The organism is Alysiella sp., assembly GCF_030525755.1.
Taxonomy (GTDB): domain Bacteria; phylum Pseudomonadota; class Gammaproteobacteria; order Burkholderiales; family Neisseriaceae; genus Simonsiella.
Genome location: NZ_JAUNEC010000026.1, coordinates 1 through 23,254, shown reverse-complemented (window position 1 = coordinate 23,254; position 23,254 = coordinate 1). Strand labels below are relative to the sequence as shown.

Here is a 23,254-nt window from a genome sequence, read left to right as displayed (position 1 = left end):
AGTTGAAATTTGATGACATAATTAAAGCCCCTAACTTTAAAATCGGTATGGATTTTAGTTAGGGGCGATTAAGCCTTGTGTTTGAGATGATGTCTTGATGACAAAGATACTGTTACAATTTACCCCTAACTTGGGGCGCGAATATACAAGGCTGCCTGAAAAATGAGGAATGTGATTCTGCGGTAATAACAGAGTTTCAGGCAGCCTAAATGCGATTTTGCGCTTCTTGTTCCATTTGTTTGCGGCGGCGGTCGCAAGGGGTATCGCAGTCGCATACTTTTTCTATACCTAAGTTGGCAATACCGCCGCAACTGCCTTTGATTTCACGGCGTTTGACGATGTAGCCAATTGCCATAGCCAAAATCACAGACAGAAAAAATACGATGGTGATTAGGAAAATTTTCATGGTTTTGTCCTTAAAAGATAATTGGCATTATTGTGGTGCAATTTCGCCAACCAAAGCCGCAAGTGCATCAAGTCTTTGGGCGTGTTTTGCTACAAAGGGATTTTGGTTATCCCATGCGTAGCCTGCCAGAATAGAGGAAATCATGCGACTGATTTCGGGGCTGCGGTTTGGGGCGTAAATGACGTTTTGAAAACGGGTGTCGTACCAGCCTGTAACATAGGTGCGGAAAGTATTGACACCTTGCATTAAGGGTTCGGCAAATTCGGTTTGCCAGTCTGTGGTTTTGCCTTTGAGTTGCTTACCCAATAAATCCGCAGCCAATTTCGCAGAATGTAAGGCAATGGTTACGCCTGATGAGAATACTGGGTCAAGAAACTCGGCAGCATTGCCCAAAAGTGCGAAGTGTTTGCCATATAGTGTTTTGACGTTGGCGGAATAACCTTGAATAGAACGGAAAGGAAAGTCGTTTTCCCATATGGCTTTATCCAGAATTTCTGCCAACATCGGGCATTCGTGCACCCATTTTTTCAAAACGGTTTCGCTGTCGCCCAATAGTTTGTCTGGCGTACCCACTACGCCGATGGAGCAATGGTTGTCGCCAAATGGAATTGTCCAAAACCACACATCGCGGTGTTGTGGATGCGTGGTAATTAGGATTTTATTGCGGTCAAATTTTGGGGAAGTGATGTTGTCTTGAATGTGGGTAAAGTGTGCCATGCGCGGTGGCAAGGAAGACGGGGTTTCCAAATCCAATAAACGTGGCAATACACGCCCATAGCCGCTGGCATCAAGCACAAATTGGGCAGTTAAGTTATAGGTTTTACCTGCATCATTTTCCACACTTAAATGCGCTACATCGCCGCTGTTGTCAAAGGCGTTAACACCGTGTCCAAAACGTACTTCTACGCCTTGTTTGACTGCTTCATCTATCAAAATTTTGTCAAATATGGCTCGACGCACTTGAAAAGTGGTGCCTGCGCCTGCGGAAAATTTGTCGGTAAAATCAAAATAGGTGTAGCGACTGCCCCAAGTAAATGCTACACCGTTTTTAAACTGAAAACTGGGCTCGGCTTGTACAGCGGCGACCATATTTGCTTCTGCCAAGATTTCCATGCAATAAGGCAGCAGGCTTTCGCCAATCATAAAGCGTGGAAAATGTTGTTTTTCCAAAACACAAACTTTAAAACCTTGTTTATTCAATAAAGCAGCGGCAACCGCACCTGCTGGACCTGCACCAATAATGGCAATATCAAAATGAGACATGATGATGTGATTTGCTTTCTTGTCAATTTGTTAATAAAAGAAAGATGGGATTTTACGCGTGATTATGGCTGCCTGAAAGGTTTTTTGATGGCTGTTCAAACGGTGTCTCACAATGCTGTTTTTCAGGCAGCATCACACTTGCCAAACACAAATTTAATATCACGCCTGTTGCTACCGTAATACCAAATGCAGCCACCGCAGGCGTGGCACTTACACTCAATAAAGCAAAGGAAATACCCGTTGTCAAAGCCGCCAAAATCAAGCCACCTGCCCGTGCTTTGGCGGTGTGTGGTGCATTTTGTGCATACAGCGCGTAATCCACACCAACAGCCGATACCAGCAATAAACCAAACATGACAAATAAACCTATGGGTATGCCCAACCAAGCTAAAACCGATATTGTTGTTGCCACAGCCAATAGCGGTACAAGTAAAATGCCACTGCCTCGCCGCCATCCCAACCATTTAGCCAACACCAACCACGCCAAAGCGAATGATGCCAGTTTCAACCAAGCCGCCTGATTACGCGTGTGCTGGAAGGCTTCGTTTAACGCACCACGTTGGTCACCCCAATGCACGCCTTGAATATGCTGCACGGCAGCGCGTACCGCTGCCACATCTTGCACATCATACAAACGGATAATCGCCGCAAACCTGCCTTGCTCCACTTCGCCCAAATACAAAGGTTGCCATGCTTGAGCAAGTTGAGTTTGTAGGCTGCCTGAAAGGCTTAAAGTGGGTGCAGCCGCAGCGTCATGCAACGCTTGCTGTATGGTGGTTCGTGGCACACCCATATCTGCAAGTGCTTGCCATGTTTCAGGCAGCCTAACCAGTTCGCGCAAGCGGTTCTGTAATTTTTGTTGTTCACTTTGCGTTGCGACAAATTGGTCCAGCGACTGCATACCACCCAATTTACCCGCTCGAATCAAACTGTGCAGCACACGCCGTACTTCGGTATTTTTGTGCAGCAAGGCATCGGGTGAATCGGCTTCGACAACCCAATAATGCCCGCCCAATTCTGTACCACCGAGTTTGGCAATCTGTTGCGCCTGCTGCACCAAAACAGGCGACAAATTCGCCCATTGACGAATGTCGTCTTTCCAATGACTTTGCCACCAACCACCCAATAAAAACACCGCACCAATGAACCACCAAGCGGGTTTACGCAAACGAACTTTGAAACATGACATCAAACTCAACCATTTTTCAGCCCACGCTGTAAACGGCACAACACAAACATGATAGCGAGCAAACAAAGGCGGAAGACACAACACAGTTGCCCCAAACGCGCCAATGAGCGCAAAACTGGAAAATACAGCCGTTTGGCGTAACACAGGCAAAGGGGTAAACCATAATAAGGCGTAACCCGATGCGGTAATCAATAAACTGACCATGAATGTGGGTAAAACCTCACGCATGGCATATTGTGCTTGCCAAATGCCATTTTTTAGGTGTTCAGGCTGCCTGAACACTGCTGGTGTAAGCCAATGTAAAGGAAAGTCTACCAACATACCGACCAAACTTGTGCCTATAACCAAAGTTAAAGCATGTATTTCACCAAACACCCATAAAGAAGCCGCTAAACCCCACAGCATACCTGCCATTAAAGGAATCAAGAGCAAAAATACCCGTCCGCTGCGAAACACCCATAACAACACCGCAAAGGTCAAAAACAAACCCAATGTGCCCATCATTTGGCTTTCCCGTTCGGCAGATATTTTGGCTTCTGCGGCAAACAATGTACCACCCGCAGTCAAAATATCGGCTTTACCCATAGCCAAATCGTGACTTTTTTGCATTAAATGCCATAGTTGTTCAGGCTGCCTATTGGTTTCAGGCAGCTTACCGTGTATCCATACCCATGTTTTACCTGTTTCATCTTGTGAAAACACCATGCCATTTTCAGCATGCCATTGCACGCGATTGTGTGGGTTACTTTGCGCCAATACAAAACGCCCCAATCCCAACCAATCTTGTTCCAAAGATAAGGGTGAGACCGAAAAAGGATTAACGGCATCTTCTGCACGCTGCCTGAAATAAGTTTGTGGTTCATTCAACAGTTGCTGCCTTTGTGTTTCAGGCAGCACCGCCAACGCCAATTTGCTTACATCTGAACGAACTTGCACTAAATCAGGCAAAATGCGGTCCTCCACCGCAATAAATATGCCACTTTGTCGCCAAAACGTGGCAATCTCTGCGGCTGCCTGAAACGCCTGTTCCGCATCATGATTGCCCGCCAATAACACCACTTGTTCATTCATCTGTTTTTGTACAGATGAATCTGCTGCGCGCAATATCGCGTTTTGTTCAGAATGAGGCAATAAATCAGCCAAATCGGTTTTCAACCACGATTGCCCCAATATGGCATGCAGCACAAAACCCAATAGCAGAAGCAACGCAGCCATGTAAATACGGCGAATAAGGCGCATAAAGTATATTTTCCTCAATCATGGGGTTATTTCAAATTATGGTTGTTTAACGGTTATGACCTGATAAACACACTATCTCACAGTATGCAACAATTTATCAGTCAGGCATTCATGCGCGAAACAATGTACCGTAACCATGTTGTCGGGTATGAATGTCTGACCTACAAAAATCATTTTGGTCGTCTACTGAAAAGCTGCCTGAAAACATCATGGTGTTTTTCAGGCAGCTTAAATGGTTACTGATGACCTGTAAAGCGGTGTAGTTTTACCCTATTCCAACGCGGGTTTGGGATAAGAAAATTGAAAACACCATGAAAATAAATGACTTATATAGGGTAAGTACTTGCACCCTAAAATACCGTTTTATCAAAACAAATGGTTAAATGATTTTTATCCCAAGTTCGCGTTAGTTTAACCGTAATTTCTGTTAATCTGCTGAACACAGATTTTTACAGCTTCACTTTTTGCCCGATTTGCAAACGGCTGTTGCCACCATTGGCACGTTTTAAGTCGCCCACATCTAAATTGTAACGCTTGGCAATGCTTTCTAAAGTGTCACCTTTTTTTACTGTGTGTACAACAGGCGCAGATTTGCGATTGCTATTGGGTTTTTTTTGTTCAGCAAGGTTTTTGCTGGTATTGGTTTTATTGTTGTTGGATTTGTCGTTTTTATCATTTTTTTCTTTTACAACAACAGTTTTCTTATTTTCAACAACAATTTTTAAGACCTGTCCCAATTTGATGTTGTTGCCTTTGATGTTGTTCACAGCCAGTAAATCTGCTACTTCAATCTGATGCCGTTTTGCAATATTGTATAAAGTATCCCCTGCTTCTACTTTATGGGTAAGGGTTTTGGTTTTCGCGTTTTCTACTCGTTTGCTGTTCGGCACAGCCGTTTTGCTTTTGAGAGCAAGGTCATTGCGTTCTTTACTGTTGGATACAGTGGTTTCAGGGCGTTTTTGAACCGTTGTCATTACTTTTGCGACAACTTGCGAGTTTGTTGCCAAATGGTTTTTGTTGCTGCTTGCCTGAACTGCTGCAACAGAAGTGGAATTGGATTTTTTCTCACTCACTTGCGCTTGCTCATGCTGGCGTTTTTGGCGCTCTACCAATTCATTTAAACCATCTTCTGCTTGTTGTGTAAGCGTGTTTTCAGATGCTGCCTGAACCTTTTCAGTGGGTTCTTTTGGTTCACGATTCGGCACAACAGCATCGCTCGTACTGCGTTCTGGTTTCTTTAACGCTTCCTCTGGCACAAACACAGGTGCCTTTTGCGTACCTACAATCAAAGTTTGTGCCGAAGGCTGGGGAATGGACAAGGCTGCTTGAACACTTTCTTTCACTTCTTGCGCAGGAGCAAGACTGTTGTCATGATGTGCTACTGTTGTGGCTGGATTGGTTAAACTGCTGGGTGGCGCAATCACAACATCGGCATGATTGTGTTTCACAGACGTTGGTACAACAACTGGTGTTGACGGCATAACTGTTTCTTTCGCTGTTACAACCGATGTAACACGCGTTTCAGATTGGCTGCCTGAAAGTGTGGTTTTAGGTGGCAAAACTGGAGCTTGTTCTACAAATGTATCGGGAACAGGGTCATAATCCAATTTAGCAAATGTGTTGCTGCCTGAAAGTTGTGGCTGCTGTAATGCCAATGTGGTATTTCTGTTCAATAAAATGGTGCGACCTGCAGCAATGCTGTTGCCTGAAATACCGTTAAGGCGTTTTAAATCAGCAACGGTGCTGCCTGTTTGCGTGGCAAGTTGGGTTAAATCCATACTGGTACTGGGTGTGAAAACGTCCCACGATAACAGGGTTTTGGTGTCAGCATCTTTGAAATTGTTTTCAAAGGTTTTGACTGCTGAAACGGGTAACAACATTTTGCGGTTGCCATCTTTGGGAATGAAAACGGGGGTTTTAAATGCAGGATTGAGTGCCAAAAATTCGCTTTCAGGAATGTTTGCCAAGAACGCAGCTGCCATGATGTCCATGGGTGCACTGACTTGCACCGCTTTAAAATAGGGCTCATTGGCGATTTCAGGCAGCCTTAAACCATAAGCCTGTGGGTTATTGACCAAATTGCGTACTGCCAATAGTTTGGGTACATAATTGCGCGTTTCCGCAGGCATACGCAAATTTTCATAAGTAGGCTCCAAGCCATTGGCTTGTGCTTGACGAATGGCACGGCTGACATTGCCTTCTCCCCAGTTGTATGCTGCCAAAGCCAAAGACCAATCGCCAAATAAACCATATAAATATTGCAAATAATTCAATGCTGCATCGGTTGCTGCGTAAACATCATGGCGACCATCATACATTGGTGTTTGCTCCAAGCCATAATGACGACCTGTTGCAGGCATAAATTGCCATAAGCCCGATGCACCAACATGTGAGCGTGCTTTGGTTACATACGCGCTTTCAATAAACGGCAAAAGTGCAATTTCAGCTGGCATATTGCGTTTTTTGACTTCATGCACAATGTGGTACATATAAGGTGTACTGCGATTGATAGTACGATTGAAATAAGCACTATTGGCAGCAAATTTGCTTTCATGGCTGCGTACCAAAGCGGAATTGACTTCGCCAATGCGAAAATCTTGGCGTAGACGTGTCCAAATGCTGCCACTTGTTACACTCTCATTGGGCGAACTGAACGTCATAGCGTGTAAACGCATCATTGCTAAACCTGTGCGTTCAGATTTTGGGTCTTGTGTTTGTGCCAACGCAGGCAGTACAAATAAACTGCTGATGGCTAAAACAAGGGTTTTAACAGATTTCATTGATAAAAATGGTCAATATGGTCAAATTTAGCCCACAATCGTAAAGGGCGTAAAGGGTACTGTCAAGCCAAAGGTCAAGCTCAACACTTCATGCAGTCATTAAATGAAAGCCCAATTATGGTTAATATGGCAAAAAGCAGGCATTGAGGTCGCCTGAAAACAGACTTGATGATTATGCCTCAATCTTTTTTTGTACCGCAGAAACTTTAATTTCCACTTTCCATTCTGCGTTGGCCAATTTCGCTTCAACACAAGCACGAGCAGGTGTATTTTGTGCATCAACCCATTTATCCCAAACTTCATTCATACATACATAATCATTTAAATCGGACAAATAAATGGTGGCTTCCAAAATATGACTTTTATCTGAACCACATTGCACTAACCAAGCATCAATTTGGTTCAATACATCTGCTGTTTGTTCAGTGATATTGCCCTTTGTGTTTTCAGGCACCATACCTGATAAAAAGACAAAACCGTTTGCCACGACGGCTTCGGAAAGTCTGTGATTACTGCCATATCTTTGAATGCTGTTCATGGTCTTCATTTCCTTGATGTTTACTGGTTTTAGGTTACCTGAAATATTTCGTACAACCTGTAAATTACGCACAAAAATAATTGAAATTACTTTAAATCTGGTGCGGATACGCACTTTACAATAAAAATTGTCGTGTACTAGGTGCTATTGGCAATTCATTTCGCAGTTGTTTTAGCTTCGCTACCTTCGTCAAAATCACCAACTTCTGTGTCAAAAATACTCGCTAATGAGGCGCATTAACTTTTATTTTTTAGCTTCACAAGTTCGCTTCGCTTCCCCTTGAATTTGGCAATTCTGCCTGAAAAACCAACTCCTCACCCAAATTGTCAATAGCCCATATTTAAGGTTGTCTGAAAAGTTTAAATCACATACAAATAATCATCACTGATAAGTGATTGATCCATATCATCAGCAGGTTTGTTTTTGGATAAACCTACTGCTTTGGCAGGCACACCCACAACAGTTGTTTGCGGTTCAACATCACGCACAACCACACTACCTGCACCAATTTTGGCACAATGACCAATGCGAATGTTGCCCAATACAGAAGCATTTGCCCCAATCATCACACCATCGCCCACTTTGGGGTGTCGGTCGCCACTTTCTTTACCTGAACCACCCAAAGTTACACCGTGTAACAATGAAATGTCATTGCCCAACACGGCAGTTTCGCCTATAACAATCCCTGTGCCGTGGTCAAACATGATACCCGAGCCAAAACGCGCCCCAGGATGAATATCCACACCAAATACCTCTGATGCGCGATTTTGCAAGAAATATGCCAATGTTTTGCGACCATTTTGCCATAAGTAATGGTTGATGCGATGCGACTGAATGGCATGAAAACCTTTAAAATACAATAGTGGCAAAGAATATTGGTCGCAAGCGGCATCGCGTTCATAACACGCGATAATATCGGCTTGTGCTGCTGCGGTAATTTCTGGGTTTAAAGTCAAAATCTTCAAGAATTCTTCATGTAAAGCACGCGCATCCATTGTGCTGCTGGCAAGTTTGCTGGACAAGTGAAATGCCAAAACTTGTGCCAAACTGTCATGTCGCAATACGGTTAAATGCAAAAAACTCGCCAATAAAGGCTCTTCCGCTGCTGCCGATTGAACTTCGGTGCGTATGGTCTGCCACATATCTACATTGAAATTCATGATTTTGCTGCCCATCAAATACATCAAAAAAACAGAATATACACCAAAATCAGCCTAATGAATTATCAATTTTCAGTCTTTCAGGCAGCCTGAACATTTTTCGCGTACAATAACAGACTTTCTTTCATTGTGTTTCTTCTGATTATGAATAAAAAAACGTTAAGTAAACAAGATATTGTTGAATTAAAAGCGCGCGCTCATCATCTTAATCCCGTGGTCATGGTCGGACAAAAAGGACTGACCGATGCCGTCATTCAAGAAACAGACACGGCTTTACATGCGCATGAATTGATTAAAGTACGCGTATTGGGTGATGATCGCGAGGAGCGTACCGCAATTTGTGCGGCATTATGTGCGGCTGTTGATGCTGAATTGGTACAACACATTGGCAAATTGTTGGTGTTGTACCGTAAACGCGAAGACAAATGATGCTTTAATGAATGCGTGTTTCAGGCAGCCTGATAGTAAGTCAATAGGCTGCCTGAAACTATCGTTTAGATACAAAAGGAAAGATGATGCAATACCAAGTTGCACCTTTAAAACGCCGTTTTGCGGCTTTAATGTATGAAAGTTTATTGGTGGCTTCGGTTGCCATTTTGGCGGGTTTGGCAGCAGGTGCATTGAATACGGTTATTACACATTCTTTACCTGCTCTTTTGGCGATAACTCCATTTCTGACCATGTTGTTTTTACTTTTTGCTTGGTGGCTTTACTTTAAATTAAATTGGTTGCGTGAAGGACAAACTTTACCTATGCGTGTTTGGCACATTGGTTTACATGATAAATATTCAGGTTCTCGCCCCAATTTAAACCGTTTGCGATTGCGTTTTGCTTGGTCTGTGGTGTTTCTGTTGTTTATCCCCATATCAGTTTATGCCTGTTTGCGTTATGGGGGCATTGCTGCAAAACCAGCTATAGCAATGGCTTTATTTTGGTGGATTTTGCCTTGGGGTTTTGCATTTTTTAACCCACGTCGCCAGTTTTTGTATGATTTTTTGGCTGGTACGGAATTGATTGACCTGCGTTGATAAGATTGTATGTTCTTATACATATTCAGGCTGCCTGAAAAATTTGCCACCGTTATCACAGAGTAAGTGATAACGGTGGCTTAACTTTAAACTTAAAAGTTGAGGATTATTTTGGCATAGGTTTAAATGTGTTCATCTTGCTGGTACCAAAAGTATCCAAATCACGTCCTGGTTCTGCAATTAAATTGTCTTTGCTGACATTGGCAATGCTTTCCAAGATAATCGCAGAAGAGACATTTTCACCAACACGATACACCATTGCCAAGCCAATCTCTTCGTTTGGTGTATTCACACGACGCACCGCTTTTTTATTATCCTCATCACGCCAATCAGATTGAATAATACGACCACGTTTGTAAATACCCAAAACTGTACCTTTATCCAAACCATCGACTGAACCTTTGTTGATGAGAATAGTCTGCATCATACCACTTTCAGCAACACCATCCATAATATCCACAATACTCGCATCAATACTTCCTTGTGGTTCATGTGGCATCATATTGAACGCATTCATGTTTTCAGGTTTACGAATCAAATAATCACCTTCACTGATTTCAGAAACGGCTTGGGTAATGACCAAAGGTTGCGCAGTACGAACCGCAACATCAGGGCGATTGGCTTTGCGCTCTTGCGCTGCAACAAAATATTCATCTTCTGCCAGTCGCGCATTTGCTTCTGCTGTGCGATGTGACAATGCGCTGTTTTGTGTTGCCAATGTTGATGCTTCACCCACAAATTCGGTCAATGTGCCAATTTTTTTACCATTTATTGGGTCTTTCAAATCGTGTTTAACACGGAAAATCAAATAATCACCATGTTCTTGCACACCATCAGCATAAACACGGTCACCCACGCTATACATCATTTGATTATCTGGTCCACCCACTAAACGCGCTGCCGTAGCCAAATCACGGCGGTCAATGAATTGTGGGTGTTTCATAAACATACTGTAAAAATTCACATTAATCGTATTGATACCATAGCCTGAACCTGCTTCACGAATACGCGGTGAAAGTTTAATAGTAGGAATCCCCCCCTCACTACTCAAAACAGGTTTACCATTCACATAACGCAATACCAAAACTTGACCTGGGTAAATCAAATGTGGATTACGGATTTGGTTACGATTAACTTGCCACAATGCAGGCCATTTCCAAGGACGATAGAGATATTTACCTGAAATACCCCATAATGTATCTCCCTGTTGAACAGTATAACGCGTAGGCGCACCAGATTTGATGCGCAAATTTTCAGCAACAGCGGGGGTAGAAATGATTATACCTGCTGCACAAAGCAGGGTTATAATATGCTTTTGCATGACAATCCCTTTCATTTTTAGATTAAGCATCATTATTTAATTTACGGATAACCGTAATCATAGTGCATTTATGGGCATTTCGGCTAGTCATCAAACCGATTTGCGTAAAGAAAAGTGATAAGTTTGCCACAAATTGTCTTGAAAACACATCAATTACCGAAAAAGGAAATTTCACTCATGGCTTTATTACCGATTTTAACACACCCCAATGAACGACTACACATTGTGGCACAACCCGTTGCCCAAGTAGATGAGCGCATCAAAAAACTGGTTACAGACATGGCAGAAACCATGTATGCCGCACGTGGCATCGGTTTAGCTGCCACACAAGTTGATGTGCACGAACGCGTAGTTGTAATTGATTTATCAGAAGAAAAAAACAATTTACTGGTACTCATTAATCCCGTTATTACCCATAAAAATGGCGAAACCACTTATGAAGAAGGTTGTCTTTCCATTCCAGGAATTTACGACACCGTAAAACGTGCTGAAAGCATAAGTGTAGAATACCTTGATTTAGAAGGTAAACCACAAAAATTAGATGCTGATGGCTTGCTTGCGATTTGTATTCAACATGAATTAGACCACTTGGCAGGTAAATTGTTTGTAGAATACCTTTCTCCACTTAAACAAAACCGCATTAAAACCAAATTAATGAAACGCCAACGTGAAGCCCAATAACCCAACTGAAATCACAACAATGAATACCAATCCACGCTTGGACTTGCTCCAACCTTATCCCTTTACGCGATTGCGTGAAGCCATGCAAGGCATTGTTCCACCAAATGATTTAAGCATCATTCCCTTGCACATTGGCGAACCCAAACACGCTACACCACAAGTCATTACCAATACACTAACCCAGTCATTAAGTGAATTATCACACTATCCCTTAACACTCGGATTGCCTGAACTGCGTCAAGCCTGCGCCAACTGGCTTTACCGCCGTTATGATGGCTTAACACTCAATCCAGAGAACGAAATTTTACCTGTTTTAGGCAGTCGTGAGGCTCTGTTTTCATTTGTTCAATGCCTATTAAACCCTGAACACAATACAGACAAACCCATTGTTGTCAGTCCCAATCCATTTTATCAAATCTACGAAGGGGCAACTTTGCTTGCAGGTGGCGAAATTGTGTTTGCCAATACACTCTCACCGCGTTTTTTACCTGACTGGAACAGCATTTCTCCCAAACAATGGTCGCGCTGCAAACTGGTATTTGTTTGTTCGCCTGATAATCCAACAGGCAGCGTCATGAATTTAGCAGATTGGCAGCAGCTGTTTGCTTTACAAGACCAATATGGCTTCGTAATTGCATCAGACGAATGCTATTCAGAAATTTACTTTGGCAACAACAAACCACTAGGCTGCCTGCAAGCCGCCACACAATCAGGTCGCACATTTGACAACATCATCATGTTCACCAGCCTATCCAAACGTTCCAACGTACCAGGTTTACGTTCAGGATTTGTCGCAGGTGATGCCAAATTATTGCAACCATTTTTACTCTATCGCACCTATCATGGTAGTGCCATGAGTTTGCCTGTACAACGTGCCAGCATCGCTGCATGGAACGATGAAACCCACGTTGAACACAATCGTCACCAATACCAAGCCAAATTTGAACAAATTGTCCCCATTCTGCGTCAAAAATTTGAAGTCATGCTGCCTGAAGCCTCCTTCTACATCTGGCTGCGCGTACCCGATGGCGATGATTTGCGTTTCACACAGAACCTATTCCGCGACACCGCCGTACAAGTTTTACCAGGACGTTTTTTCGCACGCGATACCCCAAACGGCAATCCAGGTAAAGGTTTTGTACGCATTGCTTTAGTAGATGAATTAGCACAATGTGTAGAAGCCGCCCAACGTATGGTCGCTTGGTATCAAACATAAACTTTCAGGCAGCCTCCTCATCTACTCAATAACAGGCTGCCTGAAAACATTCAGGCAGCTTTTCCATATCAATTAATAAGGTAAACATCATGCCCCACACCAGACAAAACCGCGCTGCTAACCAACTCCGCCCAATCCACATCACGCCCCATTTTCTGCCCCACGCTGACGGCTCGGTGCTGATTGCGTGTGGCAACACGAAAATCATCTGCACCGCCACGATTGATGAAGCCGTGCCGCCCTTTTTGCGTGGCAAAGGCGAAGGTTGGGTTACGGCAGAATACGGCATGTTGCCCGCGTCCACCCAATCGCGCATGAAACGTGAGGCGGCTGCTGGCAAACAATCGGGTCGCACCCAAGAAATTCAGCGTTTGATTGGGCGAAGTTTACGCGCTTGCGTGGACATGAAAAAATTGGGCGAACGCCAAATTTTGATTGATTGCGATGTGATTCAAGCCGATGGCGGCACGCGCACGGCAAGCATTACAGGCGCGTTTGTGGCATTGAAAATTGCCATACACAAAATGTTGGCAGACGGCAGGCTGACTGAAAATCCGCTTACAGGCAGCGTGGCGGCGGTGTCGGTGGGGGTAGTGGGCGGTGTGCCTTTGCTGGATTTGGATTACCCCGAAGATTCAGGCTGCGACAGCGATGTGAATTTGGTCATGCTCAATGCGGAAAAAATCATTGAAATTCAAGGCACGGCAGAAGGTGCTGCGTTCAGCATGGCGGAATTGGCGGAATTGATTGCGCTGGGGCAAAAGGGGATTGCGGAATTGACGGTTTTGCAGGAAAAAGCGTTTCAGGCTGCCTGAACGTAAAAATAGCAGGTAAAACAAAATGCTAGAACCCACCACTCAACGCCTGACCGCCACCATTGCCGAATGGCACGGCACACACGGCAAAGCATTAGGCGATGACGGCAAAACCTACGATTTGCACCGTGAACAGCGCGATGTCCATTTATTAATGGAACACGAAATCGGCGACCGCATTGAAATGTATTTGGATTTGGACGAGCGCGGCGAATTGACAAAATTGACATTTAATTTGTCTAAAGATGGTTTGGGTGGTTTGAGCCAATTGGCGGGTCAGCGCTTTAACTGGCAGCCTGAAAAAATCACACCGCCATCGCGTTGGCGATTTTTATGCCAAGATGTGCGTTTTTGGTTAGGGGTGTTGATTTTTATTTGGCACTTTGCTTGGCTGGGTGTGGTGCTGATGGCATTTCTATTTATTGCCTATATTTTTGAAAAAAATAGACAAATGGAAGAGCGCAGCGAATTGGCGTTTATTTTGAATAATAAAGGCACGATGGTTGCGGCTGACACGGTATGCGATAAGAAAGTAGGTGCTTGGTTGGAAAAAGATGAACGGCGTGATTTAGGCGCAATTTTTGTGTTTTGGGACAATATTCAAGGCGCGAAATGGCGCAATAATCAAGCTAATCAAACCACTTATTTACGATTTTATCTTAATGAGAAATACATTCATCGTGCTAATATTTTGTATGATTATCCAACTGATTTTAAAGGAAAAGATGTGTGGGTAGATGTGCGTACAGATTTGTTGAGTGATGATGATAAAATAGTCGTGGAAAACACCATTTGTGCAGAATTGGCACGACGTTCAATCATATTTCAGGCTGCCTAAAAATGAGTAAATATCTATTTTTAAAAATAAAATCATGGCGATTTTGGCTTATTGGCTATGGTTTGCCGATTGCGATAATGTTGGCGATGGCGTGTTGGCGAGCTTATGATTTAATCATGAATCCGCCGCAATTATATGTTTCAGAACATGAATCTGCGGCGGATTTTGGTTTTGTGTTTGCCGTATTTGTCTTATTTTTGACGACATTGTGGCAATTTTGCGCTTTTTTATACCATTTAATCAGCAGCCACCGCCAGAAAAAACAGCACACCCCTAAACAATGGCGCAATCATGTGAAATTAAGTTGGCTATTATTGATTGAATTGATTTTGTATCCCATTGTGATAATTGGTATTGTTATTTTGGTGGAAATTTTATTTTATCCTGTACCCTGAATTTTCAGGTAGCCTTTCAGTACACGACAAAATTCATGTAGGGTGCGCTGTGCGCACCAAATTCACCATCATATTTAAATAATTCAAATCATTTGGTGCGCACGGCGCACCCTACACTAACTGAAAGGGAAATAGATGTTTGATTGGTTTAAAGCCAATTCATTTGAAAGCAAAAATTTATATGGATTTGGCTACAAGCTAAATTGGTACATGATACCGAATGTGAGCCATGATTTAACTTGCGAAAAATTGGCTCATGATATTTATCTTAAAAATCAGTCTTTAAAATCATGGAATCAAGGTATTGATTCTTTATTTGATGATGACTCTACTTTGAGCAGTCAGAAAATCTTTATTTCGCCCAATATTGATGGTTGGATTTATATTTTGACCACACCCAATCAATATTTGAATATTTTGGATAATATTGTGCCAGATTATTATGCATTCGGCAGTTATCGTGTGGTTGGTGCAACAGCATTTAAGAAAGTGAAAAATCATCAGATTATCCGTTATTTTAGTCAGGCAGATGGTTGTTTGTTTGCTAATATTGGCGTACAAGACCCAGCCGAAAGGTCGTTACATTTACCCGATATTTCCGAAATGAATGAAGACGAAGTTATGGATACTATTTACTCAGAGAGTTTTGATAATACTGAAATATTTCGTTTTGATGATGAAGAAATTGTGATTGAAATATGTAAACAATGGACAGGTATCAATCCGAATGATTTTGAGAGTTGTCCCATTGATTATATTAGCGAAAATGGCATATTTGGCAATTTGTAAATGATTTCAGGCAGCCTGAAAACCAACTTGAAAGAAAAACCATGAGCAAACAACAAGATGACGACAACCGCGAAGACACCATGCGCCTAGACAAATGGTTGTGGGCGGCACGCTTTTTCAAAACGCGCTCTTTGGCGAGCAAGCATATTGAACTCGGTCGCGTGGCAGTCAATGGCGTGAAAACCAAAACCAGCAAATACATTGTTGTGGGTGATGTGGTGGATTTAACTTTAAATTCACTGCCTTATAAATTGAAAATCCTTGCGCTCAATCATCAACGCAGACCCGCACCCGAAGCCCGTTTACTTTACGAAGAAGACGCGCAAACCGCCGCCCAACGCGAAGCCCAAAAAGCCCTAGACCAAGCCAGCCGAATCACTGCCGCCTACCCAGACGGTCGCCCCACCAAACGCGACCGCCGTCAGCTTGACCGCATGAAACGCGGTGAATGGTAAAGGCAGTCATTTTAATTCAATTAAATCCGTTCTTGATAATATATGGTTTATACCCAACTGTTTCTATCTACTTGTTGTATTTCAACTGGAAACGATTTCCGCTTTTAATTAACTGATATTAACGTTTTTTCACAATACCCTGAAAGAAGATGCCATAAACTTTGTTAAAATTGCGCATTTCTCAATTTTTATGTTCAATATTTTATGTTGCTGCAAGCATCACGATGGCTGAAAAAAGTGCTGTATGGTATGTTGGTTTTGGTGCTGACATACATGGGTGCTTATGCGGCTTTATATCGCTTTTCAGAACACCATCAGTTGCAAGCGCAGTTTGACAAGTTGTTACACACAACGGGTCGGAAAATCACTTTTGATACCGACATCAAACGCCGAATTTTCCCACGCCCCACTCTGATTTTAAGTCATGTGCGTTTAAGTGAAGCAAACGGACAAAATGAAGCATTTTATGCCGATGAAATCCGAATTGGTATGGCTTGGCAAAGTCTACTGGGTGCAGATAAACGCGAAATTGAGAAATTGGTATTGGAACAAGCCCGTATTCATCTACATTTAAACCAAGAAGGACATTGGAATATTCACGATTTATGGACACTACCACAGTCTCACTATGCCTTTATCATCAATAGATTGTATTTAGACAATGCACAAATCAACATCAACAGTCATCAAGAGCAGCTTCAATTCAATGAATTGAATTGGCTTTCAGAACGCATAAACGACAAAACTTATCGCTATCACATTACCGCACAAGCCACTTATCCCTTATGGGAAAAAATGAAATTGCAAGCAGAAGGACAAGCACAAATTGCGGCACAATCTTTGCGACTACCCGATTTAAACATTGCATTTCAAGGCGAACAAGACAGCTACAACTTTTCAGGCAGCCTGAACACCATTGCCACATGGCAAGAAAAACAATTTACGGCAGAAAATACACGCATCAACTTAAAAAGCAAACGCTTTAACAGCCATTTTGACACCACCATTGCCGCCATTTCAGGCAGCCCAGCAGGTATGCACTTGCAAGGTGTCAATACCGTGTTCAGCTTAAACAGCGATACTTATTTGCATTCAGGCAGTTTCAATATGCCCAATGCACAAGGTCATCGATCGGCTTTTACAGGTGATGCCATGACTTTATCACTCAAAAGCGAACATGCTGTTTCAGGCAGCATAAGCAACTTCACACTCAACAGCAGCGGTTCTTGGCTCAATGGCAACGGTATTAATTTGCCTGATTTAAAATTAAGTACCCTACAAACTCCACGTTCATCTTATCCACTCTTTGTCTCTGAATGGGAGGGCAGCGCACACTGGGACGATTCAAATCAATGGAATCTACAATTAAAAGGCTTATTTGAACGCCAACCTGCACTCATTGAATTGGTACGACACGACCAAACTGTATTAGGGCAATTCAAATTCAACAAGTTAGATTTCAACAAATATTTACATGAACAACACAACACCAGCCTAACACACCATTTACCCAACTGGTCACCCAGTGATTTGGATTTCCAAATCGGTTTTGAAATCGGCGAACTCAAACTACCTGAACTGACCTTAATGAATTTACGCAGTCAAGTGAGCATAGATAAGCAACAAGCCATTTTTGAGCCACTTTCTGCCGAATTATTCGGCGGACAAAGCGAAGGCAGTCTTCACGTCTCCAATACCACGCCCAAAAGTTATCACTTGATTCAAAACAGCAAAAATGTTCAAGTTGGTTTATTATTGCAACAATTTTTCGGCATTCATCGCCTGCGTGGAACAGGCAATGTGACATTGGACTTTACAAGTAAAGGCAATACACGCCAAGAAATGCTGTCTCAACTTTCAGGCAGCCTAAAACTGGATGTACACAATGGCGAATGGCTGGGGTTTGATGTCCAACAGTTGTTCAAGAACATGATAAACACAGCCAGCTACACCGCTTCCGAACCATTGAGCCATACCGTGCCAAACGATACGGTCAGCCGTTTTCACGACTTCTTCTTCAAGAGCCAAATTGAAAATGGCATCAGTCATCATCAATTCAATGGCACGCTGGACAAGCCAGCTGCCCAATTTTACAGCGAAGGCAATACTGATTTAAACACAGGTACACTCAATGAACATTTAACCATTAACACAGGCAAAGGTCGCCCCACTCTGCCTTTGCGTTTAAGTGGTAAACTTGATACACCGTCCATCAGTCTGAATTATCAACAAATCACAGCCGAAGGTAAAACCCCCGAAGAAAAACAAAAAGCCATCAGCAACACATTAAAACAACAATGGCAATGGCTACGCAATCAATAAGCCACCTGAAACCACACAAAATATCCAAGACAACACCAACATCTTTCAGACAGCCTGTTATAATCTCGCTTCTTTCTTGGTTTATATTGATTTCATTTAAGGAAAAAACATGTCCAATATTTTAATCGTTCCCGTAAACCGCCATCTCAACGCAGGTGCTGTCGCCCAATCGCTTGCCGATAGCTTACCCAATGCCGCCGTATTCAATCCATTGGCAGATGCCGAACGCGCCGAAAACCTGTTGGCAGCAGGCAAAAGCGATGACTGGTACGACTTACTGGTAGGCGAAGCTAATGCACTCAACAGTGAAAACTTAATCATTCAAGGCATCACACCTGATGCTGATAACCTTTTATTATCCTTACAAAACCCCGTTTTAGCCAGTACATTCAATACCAAAGTGGTATTTTTAGTTTCAGGCAGCTCATCACAAGAAACCGCCCAACGTGTTAATGCCGCCAAACAACAATTTGCAGGTTTAAACATCACGCTGGCAGGTGTGATTTCCGATAACCCCAAAACCGCAGAATTGACAAAACTGCCCTATCTTGGTCCAGCCGCAGCTTTACAAAACACAAACGAATTGCTTTCAGGCAGCCACGACCGCATATCACCAGCACAATTCCGTTTCAATATGATGCAAACCGCACGAACTGCCAATAAACGCATTGTCCTGCCAGAAGGTGCAGAACCGCGTACCATACGCGCTGCCGCCATCTGCCACGAAAAAGGCATCGCACGTTGTGTATTACTTGCCCCACGTTTAGCAGTAGAAGCCGTTGCCAAAGAATTGGGCATAAACCTACCTGAAAGTCTAGAAATCATTGACCCAGAAAGCATTGCCGAACAATATGTTGTCCCAATGTGTGAACTGCGTAAATCCAAAGGTTTAACCGAAGAACAAGCGCGTGAACAACTAAAAGACACCGTTGTACTAGGTACCATGATGATGGCAAAAAACGATGTAGATGGTCTGGTTTCAGGTGCAGTCCATACTACGGCCAACACCATTCGTCCTGCTTTACAGTTAATTAAAACCGCCCCCAATGCCAGCATGGTTTCTAGTATATTTTTCATGCTCTTACCAGGGCAAACTGTGGTTTACGGCGACTGTGCCGTCAATCCCAACCCCAATGCTGAACAATTGGCAGAAATTGCCATTCAATCTGCCGATTCAGCCAAAGCCTTTGGCATTGAACCACGCGTGGCAATGATTTCCTATTCCACAATGGATTCAGGCAGCGGTCCAGATGTAGACAGAGTGCTTGAAGCCACACGCATTGTTAAAGAAAAACGCCCAGATTTACTGGTAGATGGACCTTTACAATACGATGCTGCTGTTGTAGAAAGCGTAGCCAAATCCAAAGCCCCCAATAGCCCAGTTGCAGGCAAAACCAATGTGTTTATTTTCCCAGATTTGAACACAGGTAATTGCACCTACAAAGCTGTACAACGCAATGCCAATGTATTAAGCGTAGGTCCTATGCTGCAAGGTTTACGCAAGCCTGTTAATGACTTATCACGCGGCGCTTTGGTTGAAGACATTGTTTACACCATCGCTTTAACCGCCATTCAAGCGCAGCAAATGCAAAACGATTAAACAAATTCCTTTGTTTAATCGCAAAAAATGTTATGATGACCACACAACCCCACTATAGGCTGTGTTCATGCATTATCTGAAATCCATATTATCTATAATCCCATATAATATGGTTTATATATACTTAACTTCAAATACTTAACATCAGGAAAAAACATGAAAACCTTATTACTGACCATTTTTACTGCCGTAGCATTATCCGCTTGTGCAGATACCCGCAACCACATTACCGATGATGCCCAATCATGGGAAAAAGTGCGCTATCAATCCCAAGAAAGTCAAAGTAAACCCACAACACAACCCTAACTCAAAGGCTGCCTGAAACCTTTCAGGCAGCCTATCTCTCCCCAAAAGTCATCACAGATTATGAAAGCCTTTACACAAATCACCGCCATTGTCGCCCCACTTGACCGCAGCAATGTGGACACCGATGCCATTATCCCCAAACAATTTCTCAAATCCATCAAACGTTCAGGTTTTGGTCCAAATGCCTTTGATGAATGGCGTTATCTTGACCACGGCGAGCCTGGTATGGACAACAGCAAACGTCCACTCAACCCCGACTTTTCGCTGAACCAGCCACGTTATCAGGGCGCACAAATTTTACTGACACGCAAAAATTTCGGTTGTGGCTCATCTCGTGAACACGCGCCATGGGCTTTGGACGACTACGGTTTCCGTGCCGTTATCGCACCGAGTTTTGCCGATATTTTCTTCAATAATTGCTACAAAAATGGCTTGTTACCCATTGTTTTAACCGAAGAACAGGTTGAGCAGTTGTTCCAAGAAACATTTGCCAACGAAGGCTACCAATTAACCATTGACTTACAGCAGCAATTATTGATTACCCCAAGTGGCGAAAAATGGCATTTTGACATTACAGAACACCGCAAACATTGTTTGCTCAATGGTTTAGACGAAATCGGTTTAACTTTGCAACACGCCGATGAAATCAAAGCCTTTGAAGAAAAACGCAAAGCCACACAACCTTGGTTATTCAATTAAATCCATTAACTACCCAAAAATCAAAGCAGATGACATTACCTATTTGTCGTCTGCTTTACTTTAATGATGGTTGTTTAATGCCCATCATCTTGTTGGATTTTTTTCCCTATTTTTTCTTCCAACTGCTTAATAAACTCATTCAAATCAAAATGCAAACGGTTTTCAGGCAGCGTCAATACCACGGGCAATTGAGTCATGCCATTATCGCCACTTGGAAAAGCATAATTGCGTTGCTTTTCATCGGTAATCAATTTGGCATCAAACTCCAAATACACCATTTCCAATGTAAAATCTTTGGGTAAATTCATTAAACTTTGATGCACTTGATACACAATTTCACGCGCCGCTTTTTTGCTCTCTTCCCATTTTTTCGTTTGTTTTTCACGTTTTTTAAGTAATTTACCCCAAAAATTTTCAGGTTTTGCCAATACCAACGCTTGTTGTTCTGCTTCTGCACAACGCTTTTGATACAAACCAATATGCTGGCTAACCGTTTCCACCACTTTTTTTAAAGGCTCACGTAAACGAGCATTATGTGCTTGCCACATTTCTTCACTTTGCACCACAAAAATATCATCATGGCGTTTTTCCAAAAATGTAGCATACCCGACCAAACGCCCAAACATAATGTCGGCAGAAACATTCATCAATACCGCAGGCAAAGTTTGAAAATCTTTGAAAACCGCCAAAATTGAGCCAAATAATTGGCGTGCTGCCACATACAAATATTCAAATTCATCACTGTTTTTCGCATAATTCAATAAGGCATAACGCAAACGCAACAGAATATGCTTATTCAACATTTCTTCATACAATGCCAAACGTTTTTCTACTGCCGCCAACAAATCAATTTGCCCCAAATCAAAGGGTTCAAACAAAAACGGCATCAAAACATCGTCATGATAATTTTCCAATTCATGCACAAAATCCACTACCACACGACTGATATTGGCTTCAATCGTAATGATGCAAGAAACCTGTTTTTTGAATTTTTCTTGATAAATTTCATCATATTGATTTAAAAGTGCAGTATTAACCGCAACACCATTAAACAACACACGCTGATTGGAAAACAAACGATCTTCTTGCAAAAAACGGCGCAGAGTAAACGGATTGATACCCGATTCCAAAGTAGGTGCAATCGCAAAAAAATATTTGGAAGCACGCACCACTTCAAGCTGACGAATGCGTTGTTCACGACACAAAAAATCATGAATCAAAGGTTGTGGCATTTCCGCCAACTGGCGATTACGTTGGGTTTTAAACCAATATCCTAAAAGCTGTCGCTTCAAAAACACTTCACAAATAAAGGTTTTCAAAATAGGAATATTCAAACCACGCAAATTCTTGGGGACTTGCCAAGTCTGGTTATTACGCACCACCGATGCCACCGCATAAATGAACTCATCATGCAATTTTTGTTTCCATACCTGATTTTCCACATTATTTTGTACTTTCACTTGACTAATTTGCACAAAAATATTGTCCAAATAATCCGCAACATGATTAATGTCTTCATAAGTGGACAAAATATTTAAGCTATCCAATAAACGCACCGCCAAAATTTTTAAATTTTTTGCCCCAGCAGGAATGTTTTTTATCCATTCGGAAAAAGGCAAATGCTGTTCACGGTATTCAAATTTTTGTGCTTGAGCATGCCAAAAAATACCTTTAGGCTCAAGCAACTGTGTCAATACATCTTTGCGTTCCTGTGGCGTAATACCACGAAAAATTTCCAGCAACTGCTCTTGCCAAAAAACATCTAAACGTGGCTCAATTTGTGTAATCAAAGTACGCAAAGGATAAGCAATTTGTTGTATCTGTGAAGACAGTGCCGCCATGATTTTCTCCAAAAATATCGTCGTTTCAAATTCAAACAGGACAAGGCGACAACGTCCACCGTGTACAGTAGTAAATAAGAGCATTGACAACGCTGTACCATTTTTATTTGAAACGACCATAGTATCGGCACATTTTATCTTTTTGTTTTGTTTTGTAAATATTTTATAAAACTTTATTCTCCCCAATCCATTCTTAACTTAAATTTACCTGATGTATGGAATTTAAATGATTTAACAACAAACAGCCTGAAACTTCAAATCATCGTCATACTTGGATATGATGGCAGTGTCAATGGCGGTCAATGCGTCCAGCGTGGTGGCAGCGTGGATTTGGTCTTCAATCGCTTGGCGCAAACCTGCTACGGTGGCGGTG

At 42.5% G+C, this 23,254-nt stretch carries 21 protein-coding genes; 13 read left to right on the top strand and 8 right to left on the bottom strand.

Going from position 1 to position 23,254, the window contains the following annotated elements:
• Positions 1-205: 205 nt before the first annotated feature.
• From nqrM to cysE, 6 genes are all read right to left on the bottom strand, one after another.
• The gene (gene nqrM / locus Q4B82_RS06035) at positions 206-406 is read right to left on the bottom strand and encodes a (Na+)-NQR maturation NqrM (protein ID WP_303065530.1); all 201 of its coding nucleotides are present in this window, start codon (positions 404-406) and stop codon (positions 206-208) included.
• A 27-nt stretch (positions 407-433) separates the two neighbouring features.
• Positions 434-1,672, bottom strand: coding sequence for an NAD(P)/FAD-dependent oxidoreductase (locus tag Q4B82_RS06030; RefSeq protein WP_303065532.1), 1,239 nt, complete (start codon positions 1,670-1,672; stop codon positions 434-436).
• A 49-nt stretch (positions 1,673-1,721) separates the two neighbouring features.
• The gene (locus Q4B82_RS06025) at positions 1,722-4,097 is read right to left on the bottom strand and encodes an MMPL family transporter (RefSeq protein ID WP_303065529.1); all 2,376 of its coding nucleotides are present in this window, start codon (positions 4,095-4,097) and stop codon (positions 1,722-1,724) included.
• A gap of 449 nt (positions 4,098-4,546) precedes the next feature.
• The gene (locus Q4B82_RS06020) at positions 4,547-6,877 is read right to left on the bottom strand and encodes a LysM peptidoglycan-binding domain-containing protein (protein WP_303065528.1); all 2,331 of its coding nucleotides are present in this window, start codon (positions 6,875-6,877) and stop codon (positions 4,547-4,549) included.
• Positions 6,878-7,049: 172 nt separating this feature from the next.
• Positions 7,050-7,415: a RidA family protein gene (locus tag Q4B82_RS06015; protein ID WP_303065531.1), complete on the bottom strand. Its 366-nt coding sequence runs from the start codon at positions 7,413-7,415 to the stop codon at positions 7,050-7,052.
• 359 nt (positions 7,416-7,774) lie between these two features.
• A complete protein-coding gene (cysE, locus tag Q4B82_RS06010; protein WP_303065527.1) occupies positions 7,775-8,575 on the bottom strand; it encodes a serine O-acetyltransferase in 801 nt (266 codons plus the stop codon).
• 144 nt (positions 8,576-8,719) lie between these two features.
• On the opposite strand from cysE, the gene yhbY reads away from it, so the two are divergent.
• Together yhbY and Q4B82_RS06000 are read left to right on the top strand one after the other, a co-directional pair.
• The gene (gene yhbY / locus Q4B82_RS06005; RefSeq protein ID WP_303065526.1) at positions 8,720-9,004 is read left to right on the top strand and encodes a ribosome assembly RNA-binding protein YhbY; all 285 of its coding nucleotides are present in this window, start codon (positions 8,720-8,722) and stop codon (positions 9,002-9,004) included.
• Between the two features lie 83 nt (positions 9,005-9,087).
• Positions 9,088-9,603, top strand: a complete 516-nt coding sequence (locus Q4B82_RS06000; RefSeq protein ID WP_303065525.1) for an RDD family protein — start codon at positions 9,088-9,090, stop codon at positions 9,601-9,603.
• 106 nt (positions 9,604-9,709) lie between these two features.
• Here the strand turns inward: Q4B82_RS06000 and Q4B82_RS05995 are convergent, their stop codons facing one another.
• The gene (locus Q4B82_RS05995; RefSeq protein WP_303065524.1) at positions 9,710-10,924 is read right to left on the bottom strand and encodes a LysM peptidoglycan-binding domain-containing protein; all 1,215 of its coding nucleotides are present in this window, start codon (positions 10,922-10,924) and stop codon (positions 9,710-9,712) included.
• Positions 10,925-11,101: 177 nt separating this feature from the next.
• On the opposite strand from Q4B82_RS05995, the gene def reads away from it, so the two are divergent.
• The 11 genes from def (at position 11,102) to leuD (ending at position 21,040) form a co-directional block, all read left to right on the top strand.
• A complete protein-coding gene (def, locus tag Q4B82_RS05990) occupies positions 11,102-11,605 on the top strand; it encodes a peptide deformylase (protein WP_303065523.1) in 504 nt (167 codons plus the stop codon).
• A gap of 19 nt (positions 11,606-11,624) precedes the next feature.
• A complete protein-coding gene (gene dapC, locus Q4B82_RS05985) occupies positions 11,625-12,821 on the top strand; it encodes a succinyldiaminopimelate transaminase (RefSeq protein WP_303065522.1) in 1,197 nt (398 codons plus the stop codon).
• A gap of 89 nt (positions 12,822-12,910) precedes the next feature.
• Positions 12,911-13,636 (top strand): ribonuclease PH, encoded by a 726-nt coding sequence (gene rph, locus Q4B82_RS05980; RefSeq protein ID WP_303065521.1) that lies wholly within the window; start codon positions 12,911-12,913, stop codon positions 13,634-13,636.
• A gap of 25 nt (positions 13,637-13,661) precedes the next feature.
• Positions 13,662-14,474: a hypothetical protein gene (locus Q4B82_RS05975; RefSeq protein WP_303065520.1), complete on the top strand. Its 813-nt coding sequence runs from the start codon at positions 13,662-13,664 to the stop codon at positions 14,472-14,474.
• A gap of 2 nt (positions 14,475-14,476) precedes the next feature.
• Positions 14,477-14,869 (top strand): hypothetical protein, encoded by a 393-nt coding sequence (locus Q4B82_RS05970; protein WP_303065519.1) that lies wholly within the window; start codon positions 14,477-14,479, stop codon positions 14,867-14,869.
• A gap of 135 nt (positions 14,870-15,004) precedes the next feature.
• Complete coding sequence (locus Q4B82_RS05965) at positions 15,005-15,658, top strand: hypothetical protein (protein WP_303065517.1); 654 nt, start codon at positions 15,005-15,007, stop codon at positions 15,656-15,658.
• 41 nt (positions 15,659-15,699) lie between these two features.
• Positions 15,700-16,113, top strand: coding sequence for an RNA-binding S4 domain-containing protein (locus tag Q4B82_RS05960; RefSeq protein WP_303065516.1), 414 nt, complete (start codon positions 15,700-15,702; stop codon positions 16,111-16,113).
• A gap of 204 nt (positions 16,114-16,317) precedes the next feature.
• Entirely contained in the window at positions 16,318-18,435 is a 2,118-nt protein-coding gene (locus Q4B82_RS05955) for an AsmA family protein (protein ID WP_303065515.1), read from the top strand.
• A gap of 109 nt (positions 18,436-18,544) precedes the next feature.
• Entirely contained in the window at positions 18,545-20,035 is a 1,491-nt protein-coding gene (gene pta, locus Q4B82_RS05950) for a phosphate acetyltransferase (protein ID WP_303065514.1), read from the top strand.
• Between the two features lie 156 nt (positions 20,036-20,191).
• Entirely contained in the window at positions 20,192-20,341 is a 150-nt protein-coding gene (locus Q4B82_RS05945; RefSeq protein ID WP_303065513.1) for a hypothetical protein, read from the top strand.
• A gap of 60 nt (positions 20,342-20,401) precedes the next feature.
• Complete coding sequence (gene leuD / locus Q4B82_RS05940) at positions 20,402-21,040, top strand: 3-isopropylmalate dehydratase small subunit (RefSeq protein WP_303065512.1); 639 nt, start codon at positions 20,402-20,404, stop codon at positions 21,038-21,040.
• Between the two features lie 74 nt (positions 21,041-21,114).
• Here the strand turns inward: leuD and Q4B82_RS05935 are convergent, their stop codons facing one another.
• Positions 21,115-22,881: a hypothetical protein gene (locus tag Q4B82_RS05935; protein WP_303065511.1), complete on the bottom strand. Its 1,767-nt coding sequence runs from the start codon at positions 22,879-22,881 to the stop codon at positions 21,115-21,117.
• Between the last annotated feature and the right edge of the window lie 373 nt (positions 22,882-23,254).